A 13,028-nucleotide genomic window follows, 5' to 3' on the forward strand; every position below is an offset into this window, starting at 1 on the left:
TAGCTTAGAACATTTTTACAGTTTAGCGGTTTCACTATGAGATTCTTCCTTATCCATAAATAAAGGCAGACTAAATAAATCTGTCTCGACAGGACGGCGACGTTTGCGATCGCCACTAGTTACCTTCTCACCATCAGATAATGCATAAAATAAAGCGCGTCGCCAACCGCGCTGCGTATCTTCCGATAAGCCCGACTCCGCCACCGTCATCGTAAATAACCACCATCTTTCTTCGGGACGCAAAGCCGCCCATTTACTGCAAATCACAGGAATCTGGTCTTCATTGGCTGTCTCGGCTGCCCAAGCAAGGACACATAACTCCTTACCCAAGAGCCGATCTACCAGATTTATACCTGTATGCCAACGTCCCGTTAATAACTTGGCAGTCTTGAGGCGATCGTTAAATTCACGACGGGCTGTATCGGCGATCGCTGACCAAACTGCCCGTTGCAAAATCACCCGATCTTCACAGCTAGGATTGCCACCTTCTAAGCCTCGATAGCCATAGTCCTCAGTAATTGTGACTGTGCCTAAACGCGAAGCAGGAATCTCAACTTGAAACAGATGCACCCCAAAATTTGTGGATGCACCAAAATCAATAGTTTCTAGTTTTGGCTCTGCTTTTTTGTCGAGTTTTTTATCAAGCTTTTCGCTCATTGCTCCACATCACTTACCTGTAACTGAATGCCTAGCTTACTAGCAAAATCGGTGAGGTCATGCCCTGAAGAAAAGTTTCCCTTGCGAAAGGTCATAGTGACAAGAGTATCGGGAGGGAATTTTTCCAAAATTTTATTAAGTAAGGACTCAATAAAATCAGCATCTACGGCAATTTCTCCAACATTAACGCCGATCATCTGGCTACCTTGACCAACGGCGATTGCTACTCCTTCAAAAGTGACAGACTTTTCTTTAGCTTGCTTTAGTCCCTCAAAGGTTTTGGCACGAGAGTCCAGCTTACGTCCAGTTCGAGAAATGAGGCGGCTAGGTTTGACAGGATCGACCTTTACACCGCGATCACCCTTAGCAGGAAACCGAAAATCTGCCTTTTTCTCTAACGTATCTGCCTCTGCAAACACTCGCATCAACACATCGCCATCACCGATCGCGATCGCCCCATTGTATGCGTTTCCCTCCCTTGGCTCACTGCCATCGAGGGTATAGCGAATCTCACCACGAGGCGCAACAAACAGCTCTACATAGCGCTGACCATCATGCTCAATTAACTCATTTCGCAAAACTAATTTATTTGTCCATGAGATCGGTGTGCCTGTGTCGTACTGCCCTGATGGGTCTTGTACCAGAAAGCTCACCCGCAAAGCATTTGTGGAAATTAACTGATCGGTTAACTGAGGACTTGACTCCGTAACGACACCATCTTCCGCATAATAAATACGTGGTGCTGGTCCTGCATTCTGAGGATTAATTCGCAGTCTGACTAAGCCTTGATCGTTGGGATCGGTTTCCGCAATTACCTGTACTGATGTGGTTTTCTTCTTGGGCTTTTTAGTAATGTAGCCATTGCCAAGGTCTTCCCATAGTCCACGATTACAGGCGATCGCCTTAAGATTATCTAAACCCTTGGGCGGCAACCACGACATTCCTGCTTGCTCAGCATAGCGATCTTGCACATCTGCCCACCTTGCCTCATCCTGATTGTCAAGCCATAGCAAATCCTGAGCCTTGTCCCGAATTGCATCAAAATCTGCTTCCACATCCAGAAACAATTTCATTGGATTAGAAACCAAAGTTTTTTCGATCTGCTCTTCACCATTAAAAGATTTAGTCGCATCACGAGTCATGTCCAATGGCTTAACCGCTAATTGCGCCGATTTGCCCGATCGCTGAATCGGAAACAACACCTTGTCAAAAAGATTCAGAATTGTCGAGTTAAAGTCCTGCTCGTAGCTTTGCTGCTTGCGCTCTAGATCTTCACGCTGTGGGTGTCCCTTGGGAATCCGTCCATCCGCCTGTTGCGATGCAAACAATTGCCGCGCAGCCTTCTCGACACTACCCATCGCCGTTTTATCACCTGTCAGTACACAGAGATTATTTTTCTGACTGAGCGCTTCAAAAAACTTCTGTACTTCCTCTGGCGGAATTTTTGAGTCGGGATTAACAATTAGTAACACCCGACCGCGCCGCACCCGATCTGCTACTTCTTCCAGTTTTGGTAATGGCAACACATCTTCATAGCAAGTCTTGCGAGTCGCCTTAAACATTTCCTTGAGACGATTACGAATTAGATCGTCTACTTTGTTAGGCGGCGCATCATGGGCAAGACTTTGCAGTAACTTGGTGAGATTTTCTTGGCGATCGAAGTAGTGCCGACCTTCTGGTGTGTGATGCACATACCAAGCAACCTTTTTCAGTTCTTCAAATGCTGCCAAAAAGTCGGAAGGTTCACGCAAAGGTGAAACCAGACATTCGACCATTTCTTCACGGGTTAACCCCTTTACTGCATTGACGGCAGTCGATAGGCTGGCGGTTAAGAGCAAAGAGCCAACCTGCGTTGCTGATTCTTTACCAGTTTGTAAATCAATTACCTGCGCGTGCGCCGATTTCTGAGCATCCCAGAGATCCTTAGCAATTACATCGCGCATTCCCGAAATTTCTGTCAGCTTGTCCCGTACCTCTGGAATCGACAGATCGAAATGCTGTGGACCAATCAAGAAAACATCATTGTGCGATCGCTCCCAAACCGATCGCAACAGGCGGGACACTAGCTCAATCAAGCCGCGAGTTTGCTTAAACTGGTCGTTTTCCTTAAACAAGGCAATGACATTTTTGAGGCGCGGATGAAATGGATAAGTCGCCGCAATTTCATCAGCGATCGCTTCGGCTCCACGATTAGCAGTTTTAGATTTAGCCGCCTCTTCCAACTTGCGCCCAAAGGCTTCAGCAATATCGGCAATTTCGGCTCGATCTGGTAGTGATTTAAACAACCGCTTTCGCAGAATGTCATAGATCTCGTTTGCCGCAAGATCGACAGGTGTAATACTACGCTCCTGACGACCTAATTCAGATCTTGCATCACTAAGAGCGCGATTAATCAAATTCGTTCCGCGTTCGTAGGCTGCCGCTAGGTCAGAAACAACCACGCAGACATTTTTCTTTTTTCCCGCCGCCGTCAACAAGTTCGCAAAAGCACGAGTAGCTATATCGGCAACTGTTCCATTGCCCACCTTTTGCGTATCAAGGTCATGGAAATAAGGCGGCATTTCATCTAGCAAAATCAGAATGGGGCGATCGCTCTCAAATAGCTTTAACCAATCTCTCTCATCGGGAGCCTTTGCCCCACTTGCCCAAAAAGCTCTAAATTGTTCCCCTTTACCAAGTTGGTTAGCAATCTCGCCCCAGAAAAAATGCACAGGATTGTTACGACCGTTAAAGGCTGCAATATCAGCATTCTCAAATGCTGATGTATAGGACATCCCCGCACAGTATATTTTTCGCAATTCTTGATGTCTTGCCAACAAGCCAAAACCGACAAGCAAATGGGTCTTTCCTCCTCCCATTGCCTGTTTAAGATGAAAGATTGCCTGCGATGATTTGCCAGCTAAACGAGTTAAACCCTCATCAATTAAATCGCGCATTCCCTGAGTAATAAAAGTCCTCTCAAAAAAAGCACTGCCATCACCCTCAGCCTGAATTAATTCATCAAGCTGCTCGATTTGATCGCTAAGTGTAATTGACAGCGCATTAGATTGGGGCTGACAAGCATCACGAACTGTTTTCATACTTCGTTGCTATATCCGAATTTTTGATTTAGGCAGTTCAGATAATATACCTAACTTACCAAGATATTGATAGAAGGCGCGAAGCGCCTCCTATCATCAACCATATAATCGAGGACTACCTACTAATCATCTAAACTGATAGCTTTACTGATAACTGTTATGCTCGATCGCCTCCAAAAAATTCTATCTAGACATGGGATTGCTTCACGAAGAGGTTCTGAGCAGATAATTTTGGCAGGGCGAGTTTTTGTAAATGGCAAGCCAATTACGGAGCTAGGGGCAAAAGCCGATCCAGAAAGAGATCGCATTGAAGTCGATGGCAAGTTACTTCAACTCAATGCACCAAAATTTGTATATCTATTACTTAACAAGCCCACAGGTGTAGTTAGCACCTGTGACGATCCTCAAGGTAGAAAGACAGTTTTAGACATTCTGCCATCGCAATATCAGCATGTTTATCCCGTAGGACGGCTGGACTATAACAGTAGTGGGGCGTTGATCTTGACTAACGATGGTAATTTTGCCAATTATCTAATGCATCCACGTCACCACGTCCCTAAGACCTATGAAGTCTGGGTTAAAGATGTACCTAACGATCGCATCATCAAACATTGGCAAGAAGGAATTAACCTTGACGGAAAACTTACACTTCCAGCGACAGTAAATATTTTGCAAATTGAACGCAATAAATACCAAACTCCACGTACTCAATTGCAGATAATTTTGTCAGAAGGTCGTAACCGCCAAATTCGTCGAGTTGCCGAACAGTTAGGTCATCCCGTTTTGGCACTACATCGCGATGCGATCGCGTCTATTTCACTTGAAACTCTTAAGGTCGGTGCATATCGACTGCTAATCGATCAAGAAATCAAAACATTATGTCCAACCTGAAAAGAATTTGAATTGCGCCTCAGCTCAATATGCAGTAAGCAATATAGCCGTTGATGTATAATGGGTGATGGAGTAATTCACTGTGAAAACTTTGCAGAATGTTATGTTACTTTAGGTTAGGCAATATAATTACATCAGATTACTTAAATCGCCAACGACGATCAAAATAGAACTTGTGGTTGTCCAAGTTCGACTGAACGCCAACTTGAGTCAATCAGTCCCATCTCTTCCTACATGTCTGTGAGTATTGTGAATATTACAACCTCGAAGCAAGCAGAGAAATTAGCAGAAATCGGAGCGCAATTTAAGCGAATTCGAGAAGATAAAGAATTATCAATTCCGCATCTAACTGCAACTACATTAATTTCTGAGCGCTATTTGCGTGCGATCGAAGATGGTCAAATGGAGTCATTACCTGAACCTGTCTATGTGCGTGGATTTATCCGCAAGTATGGTGATGCCTTGGGAGTTGGCGATCTTTCGGAAGATTTTCCTTTAAATCCTGTTTTACCTGAGCAAAAGTGGGCAGGTAGTGCGGCTGCTGAACTTCGACCTTTACACTTATATGCACTGTATGTTGTCGTAATTGCGGGGGCAGTTAGTCTGTTAGCAACATTCCTGAACTCACCAGATGCTAATAAAATTAATGACAGTCAAACTAATTTTGGTGATGCAGCTCAGATAAGTTCTGTAAAATCTAACAAAGCGATCGAACCTACAGAAATTTTGTTGCCTAAAATTGGTGGTCTAGCAGTCTTGCGGCAGACGGGTTCATCAGTACCTGTCGCAATGACAAACCCCGCGACTACTTCACCGATAGAAGTAAAAAATCAAGCTCTTCCCACTGATATTCTGAATAAACCGAAGTCTCAAACCGATCTGGGGCAAACAAGCTCTAATCTAAACAATCTGCTTTTGGGTTGGACAAGCAGCAGTCTTGCCTCGACCAATACATCTCTAAATAGTGCAACACTTGCCAATGGTAATTTTGAATTTGTTGGCAATAAGCCCGTTAACGTGGGCATCGTCATGCAAGGTGAATCTTGGATGCGAATTACTGTTGATGGGCAGACTGAGTTTGAAGGCGTACTCAATGAGGGTAAAAAGTTAGCTTGGTCAGGCGATCGCCAAATTTCCATTCGCGCAGGTAATGCTTCGTCGGTGGCTCTTAGCTATAACAATCAACCGATTAAAGTACTTGGCAGAGAAGGTGAAGTCGCGGAAAGGCTATTTGGGACTAACCAAGCCAGCAATACCAGAGGCAACGATTCACAGTTACGTGGACTCGCAGAAGTGATGTCTAACAGTAATTCTCGCAATGCTACGAACTAAGTAACGCACCAACATAAAAAAGCGCCCGCTACGCGGGCGCTTTTTTATGTTGGTGCGTTTTAATTGCTTTCAAGCCCACTTTTCTTGACTAACTCCTCTGGAGTTAGTTTTGCTAAAAATTCTCGAAATGCTCTTCTTTCCGCTTCATCAGCATCCTGATCTACAGGAATTGAAGCTTCAAGAATTACCTCTTCCATCACCCAGATCGGACATTTGGCTCGCACCGCGATCGCGATCGCATCACTAGGACGCGCATCTATTTCCTTTTTTATATCTCCCTGCGAAACCGTAATTACGGCATAAAAAGTACTATTTTTGAGTGCATGAACGACAATCCGCTCAACAGTTATCCCCCATGCATCCAAGAAATTAAGCATGAGATCGTGGGTCATTGGTCGCTCTAGAGGTCTACCATCTAAAGCCCCAATGATAGCTTTAGCTTCAGTTTCACCGATCCAGATCGGCAAAGCTCTGCGGTCTAAAGTGTCTCGTAGTAGGACGATAGGATTACGGCTTACAGCATCGATAGCAATCCCAGCCACATTCATTTCGATCATTGTTGCTAGCCTTCCTCAAGAAATGAGCGAAAGTACCCCTCATCAATCAAAGCTCTTGACGTGATATTGATAGTTAAAGACGATCAATATCTAACTAGCAAGGGTTTTAGGTCTTGAGAGGCTTTTGCAAGCTATTATATCACCGTCGTGATCTGGAGTCTGGCTTCTAGTCTTGTTTTTGCTAGTGCTTGGATTTTACAGAATTGCTATCCAAACAACTACCTAAAAAATGAAATCAGACTTAAAAAATGTGACGATCATTGGATCTGGTGCATGGGGATCGGCGCTAGCAAATCTAGTTCAAACCAATCAACATCATGTGCAAATCTGGTCACGTCAAAGTCAAGTATCCCTAGCAGAAATGGTCAGTAATAGTGATGCGATCATCTCCGCAGTCTCTATCAAAGGGGTACGGGCGATCGCGGAACAATTGCAAACAGCGAAGCTATTGCCCGATGCAGTTTTAGTTAGTGCCACTAAAGGCTTAGAGCCAATTACTAGACAAACACCATCACAAATTTGGCGATCGCTGCTCCCCGATCATCACCTTGTGGTTTTATCGGGGCCAAATCTCTCTAAAGAAATTATGGCAGGGCAACCAGCGGCGACAGTGGTAGCGAGTAACGATGAAAACGCCGCGCAATTTATTCAAAATATTTTTGCATCCAGAAACTTCAGGGTCTACACAAACTCCGATCCCATTGGTGTTGAATTGGGTGGCACGCTCAAAAATGTAATTGCGATCGCTGTTGGTGCTTGTGATGGATTAAATCTAGGTACAAATGCAAAATCGGCACTGATTACGCGATCGCTGATCGAAATTATTCGGGTCGGTGTTTATTTTGGGGCGCAACCTGAGACATTTTGGGGTTTATCGGGCTTGGGAGATCTCTTGGCAACTTGCAATAGTAATCTCAGTCGCAATTATCAAGTTGGCTATGCGATCGCACATGGTAAAAGTCTCGAAGATGCGATCGCCAATGTGCAGGGTACGGCTGAGGGTGTAAATACGGCTAATGTGCTAATGGAAATTAGCGATCGCGAAAAAATCAGTGTTCCTGTCTCTCGTTATGTTTATCGGTTGCTAAAAGGAGAAATCAATTTGCAACAAGCAGTTGAGGGACTAATGGAACGCGATCTTAAACCAGAAAATTAACTCGGCGCTTTGCCAAAGTTTAAGAATTCTTTGTAATCGCTTTTGGAGGAATGAATATGTGTTTTGAAGAGATCGCGATTATTGGGGATGTTCATGCTGAAGCGGATCATCTTGAAATAGCGCTTCATTTCTTTCAAAAAGCTCACTTAGAGATGATCTTATGTGTAGGCGATATAGTTGATGGCTGGGGTAATGTTGATCGCTGCTGTCAACTACTTGACCAAGCAGAAGTTGTGACAGTTCGAGGCAATCATGATCGGTGGTTTGTTGAGGGTGTCATTAGAAATTCATCGGAAGCCACACAGTGGTCTGATATTAGTGATACATCTCACACATTTATGCGGTCGCTGCCTAATACTAAAGTAATTGAGACTATTACAGGGCGGTTACTTCTGTGTCATGGTTTGGGTGCGAATGATATGCAACGTTTGACACCAGATGATTATGGTTATGCGTTAGAAGTTATAAATGAATTACATAGCTTAATTGACGAGCAAGAATACAGGTTTGTGGTAAACGGTCATACCCATCGCCGTATGGTACGACAGTTCAAGAATCTAACTGTTATCAATGCTGGGACGCTGTCCGCTTATCATGAGCCATGTATAGCTATTGCTAACTTCAGAACTAGGCTTGTACAATTCTATGATTTTCAAGAGAAGAGATTAGTGCGGAGTGGCAACCCCGTTAGATTGTATTAGTGTGTAAATGCTCAGGACTGTTTTTTAAATAGGCAATAATTCTTGTTTTGGTTTTAACTGATCATAAAAAGTGCCATTGCGATCGCCATCAACAATTGCTGACAACTCAGATTTGATGGGAGCGTACTTACAATAGCAATAGGCAATCAAGGAAAATTTAGAAAGCTCATCCATTGGCTCATAAACTTCAACTCGATCAACAATCCAGTTAGACTCACGCGAATGTGTCCATTCAGAATCATCTAGACGCACAAGCTCTATCCAGCGATCGCCTGTTTTGGGAAGTGGCTTATTTGAATAAACAAGATTTTCTTCCAAAATATCGGTTAAACTACCCGACGGCATAATTTTGCGGCAATCTCCGTCATTATCATTGTCTGCAAAATAAACAACACGTTTGGGTTTAATTGTCGTCATCTTTATTACCTCCAAAAGTTTTAGGAAATTCAGTGTCACCGTCAAAAATACAATCGTAGGGTAAGTCTTTGCGGTTAGTCTTTTCACTAGCCTTTAAATCCCACCCGTATTTTTGTGCCATCTTTTCGCAATCTTTCTTACTCTCTGCGCCATGCTTAGAGGTTTTGTCATTTGACATATTTTTTGTTGCTTAATATCTCTAAGTTTAACCATATTTTTTATAATCGTTTCATGAATATTCAACAAGTTGTTTCTGCTACATGGCTTCAGTCCCATCTCCATGATCCACAAGTGATTATTATAGACTGTCGGTTTTCATTGATGGATCGAGAGCTTGGGCGTAGGCAATACCAAGAAAATCATATTGAGGGTGCTTATTATCTCGATCTCAATCTCGACTTGTCTAGTCCCGTTCAAAAACATGGCGGCAGACATCCTCTACCTGATTTTGACCAGTTAGCTTCAAAGCTTTCTCAAATAGGCGTAACTTCAGGCGAAACTATGATAGTTGCCTATGATGATTCGCGGTTTGGTTTTGCTGCAAGACTTTGGTGGCTATTGCGCTACATGGGACATGTGCAAGTAGCTGTTCTAGATGGAGGCTTTGCTGGATGGCAAGCTCAGAATTATGAGACTAGTTCCACTATTCCATCAGTTAGAGTTGGGAAGTTTATCCCTAACATTCAAACTGAATTGGTGGTAGACATTGAAACGGTTAAAGCACGAAAAGATTTACCAAAAGTAGTTTTAATCGATTCGCGAGAAGGCGATCGCTATCGTGGTGAACGTGAACCTATCGACCCCATCGCTGGACATATCGAAGGTGCAGTTAATTATCCTTGGATGGAAGTTACTGATGAGCAAGGTTTTGTAATTGCTAATCAAGGCGATCGCTGGCAAGAGGTGAAAAATGCTCAAGAAATGATCGTTTATTGTGGTTCAGGCGTAACAGCTTGCGTGAATTTACTATCTCTAAAATTAGCAGATATTGAAACTGGCAAGCTTTATGCAGGAAGCTGGAGTGATTGGTGTTCCTACAGTGGTTCGATCTGAACTAAAACCAATAGAACCTTTAAAAGTGCCGCTTTGCGGCACTTTTAAAGGTTCTATTGAGCTTCTTAGTTATGCAGAGCGCTGCACAACTTTTGTTGTTGCTACAACCAAGTGCGATCGCTTATTGCTGCTTGCATTTTACTAATCGCCTCATCAACCGAAATAGCACCGAGTTCGCCATGCTTGCGACTGCGGATGCTTAGAGTGCCAGCTTCTACCTCTTTCGCGCCAATTACTGCCATTACAGGGACTTTTTCCATTTCAGCCTTGCGGATTTGCTTCGCCATGCGATCGCCGCTATGATCTAGCTGTACGCGCAAACCTGCGGCTTTCATTTTAATGGCGACCTCTTCGGCATATGCCATTTGACCGTCGGAGACTGCAATTAACTTAGCTTGCACAGGAGCTAACCACAGCGGAAAATCTCCCGCATAGTTTTCAATCAGTACGCCGATGAAACGCTCGACTGAACCAAAAAGCGCACGGTGAATCATGATTGGTTGATGGCGAGCGCCATTTTCACCAACATATTCCATTTTGAAGCGATCGGGCAGATTGAAATCTAGCTGAATCGTAGAACATTGCCAACGCCGACCGATCGCATCTTCGATCTTGATATCGATCTTTGGCCCATAAAATGCGCCGCCACCTTCGTCAATAACATAGTTCCAGCCCTTATGGTTAAGAGCCTGTTTCAGCGCCTCAGTGGACTTTTCCCAAATCTCATCAGAACCAACATATTTTTCGGGACGGGTCGAGAGATTGATCTCATAGTTCTCAAAGCCAAAGGTCGAGAGAATCAATTCGGCAAGATTGAGAACGCCGATAATTTCCTGCTCGATTTGTGCCTCCGTGCAGAAGATATGAGCATCATCTTGGGTAAAGCCGCGCACACGCATCAAACCATGCATGGTTCCAGATCGCTCATAACGATAGACAGTTCCTAGTTCAGCAAATCGAATCGGGAACTCCTTATAGGAATGTAGCGTATCCTTGTAAATCAACACATGGAACGGACAGTTCATCGGCTTAAGCTGATAAACCTGATGTTCTACTTCCATCGGCTGAAACATACTTTCGCGATAGAAGTCATTGTGTCCTGAAATTTTCCACAGATCGAGATTTGCCATGTGTGGAGTAGTCACCGCCTCATAGCCATTCTGAGCATGGGTATCTTTCCAGAAGGTTTCGATAGTGTTGCGGATAATCGCGCCGCGAGGATGCCAGAAAACCAAACCACCACCAGCTTCTTCTTGAATGCTGAATAGTTGTAAATCTTTACCAATGGTGCGGTGATCGCGACGTTTAGCTTCTTCGAGCATTTGATAATACGCCTGAAGTTGCTCAGGGGTTTCCCAAGCCGTGCCATAAATACGCTGAAGCATCGGATTTTTTTCGTCGCCGCGCCAATATGCGCCTGCAATACTTTCAAGGGCAAAAGCATCAGGATTAATATCGCCAGTACTATCTAAGTGGGGGCCAGCACACAAGTCCCACCAAGGCTGTTTTTCTAGCTTTTCAGGATCGCCAATAAAATAGCGGCTAATATTTTGCCCTTCAGGAATGGCAGCTAATAATTCAATTTTATAAGGCTCATTTAGTTTTTCGATTTCTGCAAGCATCTCAGGGCGGGGCAACTCCTGACGAACAAGAGGCTGATTCCACTTGATGATCCGCTTCATTTCCTTCGCGATCGCCTTGAGATCGCTAGGCGTAAAATGCTCAGCGCGATCGAAGTCGTAATAAAAGCCATTCTCAGTTGCAGGGCCGATAGTCACCTTAGCATCGGGATATAACTTTTGGACTGCCATTGCCATCACATGGGAGCAAGTGTGGCGAATCCGCGCTAGTTTTTCGGCATCGGCTTGCCGCAGGATATCGCTAGGTTTAATATCACTAGGTTTGCTTTCGCTGGGCTTTACTGCAACTGCATCCATAACTTGATGTCGTGACCTTATTTATTACAAGAATTATCAAAAGCTGTACTTAGAGTCTACCATCTTAACTTTTTTCGCTGAGGATATGATTAATGATGTATAGCGATCGCTTTCCTGCAAGTACTGTTATTAAAAAACTTTATTCTAGTTGCCATGACTAATGCTGATTCCGAGCAATTTCTTGATGACTCAAGCCAAATCATCACTGTACGGCCTAATTGTGAAACCGCAACCTTGCAAAAACTGCCCTATTTTGTCGGTATTTCAGGATCTACTGCGGGATCAAAGGGTATCTCGATGAATTTGGTGGTCATTCCCGCAGGCGGCTCAGCGGAGCCACATTTCCACCGTAACTATGAAACTGCGATTTATTTGGTCAAAGGAAGGGTAGAAACTCGCTATGGCAAAGGTTTACAACAGTCAGTAATCAACGAAGCAGGTGATTTTCTGTTTATTCCTGCTGGTGTGCCTCATCAACCACATAATCTCAGCGATACTGAGGCAGCCCATGAGATCGTTTCACGCAACGATCCTAACGAGCAAGAAAATGTAGTTCTTTATAATCCCAATATTGAGTAGTCAAAAAAAATGGATATTCATGCACTAAGAGAAGATTACAAACAAGGAGAGCTTAGGCGCAAGGATCTTCATGACGATCCCTTTAAGCAATTTGAGAAATGGTTTCAGCAAGCTTGTAATGCTGAGTTGCTGGAGCCAAATGCCATGACATTATCAACAGTTTCCTCACAAGGTCAGCCATTTATGCGGACAGTATTGCTGAAATATTTTGATGCCAATGGATTGGTTTTCTTTACAAATTATGAGAGTCGTAAAGCAACTCAGATGAATGCAAATCCAAAGGTTTCAATTCTGTTTACTTGGTTGCCACTTCAAAGGCAAGTTCACATAACTGGAACTGCTGAGAAAGTAACTACTGCCGAATCATTAGAATATTTCACCTCTCGCCCTAGGGGTAGCCAGTTAGGAGCGTGGACTTCTCAACAAAGCTCAGTAATTTCCTCAAAACAACTTCTGCTGATGCAATTTGAACAGATGAAGAACAAGTTTTTGGATGGGGAGATCCCTCTACCAGACTTTTGGGGTGGCTATCGGGTCGTTCCTGATAGTTTTGAGTTTTGGCAAGGCTGTACTAACCGCTTACACGATCGCTTTCTATATACTCACCAAGAAGACAAATCATGGCAGATTCAAAGGCTAGCACCTTAATATAAACCCAATAGAGTTGC

Annotated in this window: 13 protein-coding genes; 7 read left to right on the forward strand and 6 right to left on the reverse strand. The window is 43.8% G+C overall.

The annotated features are described in order from the left end of the window. Nucleotides 1–15 precede the first annotated feature (15 nt). A complete protein-coding gene (locus APA_RS17910; RefSeq protein ID WP_201323619.1) occupies nt 16–657 on the reverse strand; it encodes an anti-phage-associated DUF3780 domain-containing protein in 642 nt (213 codons plus the stop codon). Next, nucleotides 654–3,737 (reverse strand): anti-phage-associated DUF499 domain-containing protein, encoded by a 3,084-nt coding sequence (locus APA_RS17915; protein ID WP_201323620.1) that lies wholly within the window; start codon nt 3,735–3,737, stop codon nt 654–656. Before APA_RS17915 ends, APA_RS17910 begins: the two co-directional genes overlap by 4 nt. A gap of 159 nt (nt 3,738–3,896) precedes the next feature. On the opposite strand from APA_RS17915, the gene APA_RS17920 reads away from it, so the two are divergent. Next, the gene (locus APA_RS17920; protein WP_201323621.1) at nt 3,897–4,628 is read left to right on the forward strand and encodes a pseudouridine synthase; all 732 of its coding nucleotides are present in this window, start codon (nt 3,897–3,899) and stop codon (nt 4,626–4,628) included. A gap of 249 nt (nt 4,629–4,877) precedes the next feature. Next, nucleotides 4,878–5,960 (forward strand): helix-turn-helix domain-containing protein, encoded by a 1,083-nt coding sequence (locus APA_RS17925; RefSeq protein WP_201323622.1) that lies wholly within the window; start codon nt 4,878–4,880, stop codon nt 5,958–5,960. Between the two features lie 59 nt (nt 5,961–6,019). On the opposite strand, the gene APA_RS17930 is transcribed toward APA_RS17925, so the two are convergent. Further along, nucleotides 6,020–6,517 carry a bifunctional nuclease family protein gene (locus APA_RS17930; protein ID WP_201323623.1) on the reverse strand — a complete coding sequence of 166 codons (498 nt, stop codon included), beginning with the start codon at nt 6,515–6,517 and terminating at the stop codon, nt 6,020–6,022. Between the two features lie 229 nt (nt 6,518–6,746). Here APA_RS17930 and APA_RS17935 point away from each other — a divergent pair, with 229 nt between their 5' ends. Beyond that, entirely contained in the window at nt 6,747–7,673 is a 927-nt protein-coding gene (locus APA_RS17935; RefSeq protein ID WP_201323624.1) for an NAD(P)H-dependent glycerol-3-phosphate dehydrogenase, read from the forward strand. 56 nt (nt 7,674–7,729) lie between these two features. After that, nucleotides 7,730–8,374 carry a metallophosphoesterase gene (locus APA_RS17940; protein WP_201323625.1) on the forward strand — a complete coding sequence of 215 codons (645 nt, stop codon included), beginning with the start codon at nt 7,730–7,732 and terminating at the stop codon, nt 8,372–8,374. A 24-nt stretch (nt 8,375–8,398) separates the two neighbouring features. Here the strand turns inward: APA_RS17940 and APA_RS17945 are convergent, their stop codons facing one another. After that, a complete protein-coding gene (locus tag APA_RS17945; protein WP_201323626.1) occupies nt 8,399–8,791 on the reverse strand; it encodes a hypothetical protein in 393 nt (130 codons plus the stop codon). After that, nucleotides 8,778–8,969, reverse strand: a complete 192-nt coding sequence (locus APA_RS17950; protein ID WP_201323627.1) for a hypothetical protein — start codon at nt 8,967–8,969, stop codon at nt 8,778–8,780. Before APA_RS17950 ends, APA_RS17945 begins: the two co-directional genes overlap by 14 nt. Before the next feature lie 53 nt (nt 8,970–9,022). On the opposite strand from APA_RS17950, the gene APA_RS17955 reads away from it, so the two are divergent. Continuing rightward, nucleotides 9,023–9,844, forward strand: a complete 822-nt coding sequence (locus APA_RS17955; protein ID WP_201323628.1) for a sulfurtransferase — start codon at nt 9,023–9,025, stop codon at nt 9,842–9,844. Between the two features lie 101 nt (nt 9,845–9,945). Here APA_RS17955 and thrS read toward each other — a convergent pair whose 3' ends face one another. After that, a complete protein-coding gene (gene thrS / locus APA_RS17960) occupies nt 9,946–11,781 on the reverse strand; it encodes a threonine--tRNA ligase (RefSeq protein ID WP_201323629.1) in 1,836 nt (611 codons plus the stop codon). 153 nt (nt 11,782–11,934) lie between these two features. Here thrS and APA_RS17965 point away from each other — a divergent pair, with 153 nt between their 5' ends. Further along, nucleotides 11,935–12,360 carry a cupin domain-containing protein gene (locus APA_RS17965; RefSeq protein WP_201323630.1) on the forward strand — a complete coding sequence of 142 codons (426 nt, stop codon included), beginning with the start codon at nt 11,935–11,937 and terminating at the stop codon, nt 12,358–12,360. A gap of 9 nt (nt 12,361–12,369) precedes the next feature. Further along, nucleotides 12,370–13,008, forward strand: coding sequence for a pyridoxamine 5'-phosphate oxidase (gene pdxH / locus APA_RS17970; protein ID WP_201323631.1), 639 nt, complete (start codon nt 12,370–12,372; stop codon nt 13,006–13,008). Nucleotides 13,009–13,028: the final 20 nt, after the last annotated feature.

This window comes from Pseudanabaena sp. lw0831 (assembly GCF_016584665.1).
Lineage (GTDB): Bacteria > Cyanobacteriota > Cyanobacteriia > Pseudanabaenales > Pseudanabaenaceae > Pseudanabaena.

Coding starts and splice junctions, on each gene's coding strand:
- APA_RS17910 (WP_201323619.1), bottom strand. CDS start 657: ATGAGCGAAAAGCTTGATAAAAAACTCGACAAAAAAGCAGAGCCAAAA.
- APA_RS17915 (WP_201323620.1), bottom strand. CDS start 3,737: ATGAAAACAGTTCGTGATGCTTGTCAGCCCCAATCTAATGCGCTGTCA.
- APA_RS17920 (WP_201323621.1), top strand. CDS start 3,897: ATGCTCGATCGCCTCCAAAAAATTCTATCTAGACATGGGATTGCTTCA.
- APA_RS17930 (WP_201323623.1), bottom strand. CDS start 6,517: ATGATCGAAATGAATGTGGCTGGGATTGCTATCGATGCTGTAAGCCGT.
- APA_RS17935 (WP_201323624.1), top strand. CDS start 6,747: ATGAAATCAGACTTAAAAAATGTGACGATCATTGGATCTGGTGCATGG.
- APA_RS17940 (WP_201323625.1), top strand. CDS start 7,730: ATGTGTTTTGAAGAGATCGCGATTATTGGGGATGTTCATGCTGAAGCG.
- APA_RS17945 (WP_201323626.1), bottom strand. CDS start 8,791: ATGACGACAATTAAACCCAAACGTGTTGTTTATTTTGCAGACAATGAT.
- APA_RS17950 (WP_201323627.1), bottom strand. CDS start 8,969: ATGTCAAATGACAAAACCTCTAAGCATGGCGCAGAGAGTAAGAAAGAT.
- APA_RS17955 (WP_201323628.1), top strand. CDS start 9,023: ATGAATATTCAACAAGTTGTTTCTGCTACATGGCTTCAGTCCCATCTC.
- thrS (WP_201323629.1), bottom strand. CDS start 11,781: ATGGATGCAGTTGCAGTAAAGCCCAGCGAAAGCAAACCTAGTGATATT.
- APA_RS17965 (WP_201323630.1), top strand. CDS start 11,935: ATGACTAATGCTGATTCCGAGCAATTTCTTGATGACTCAAGCCAAATC.
- pdxH (WP_201323631.1), top strand. CDS start 12,370: ATGGATATTCATGCACTAAGAGAAGATTACAAACAAGGAGAGCTTAGG.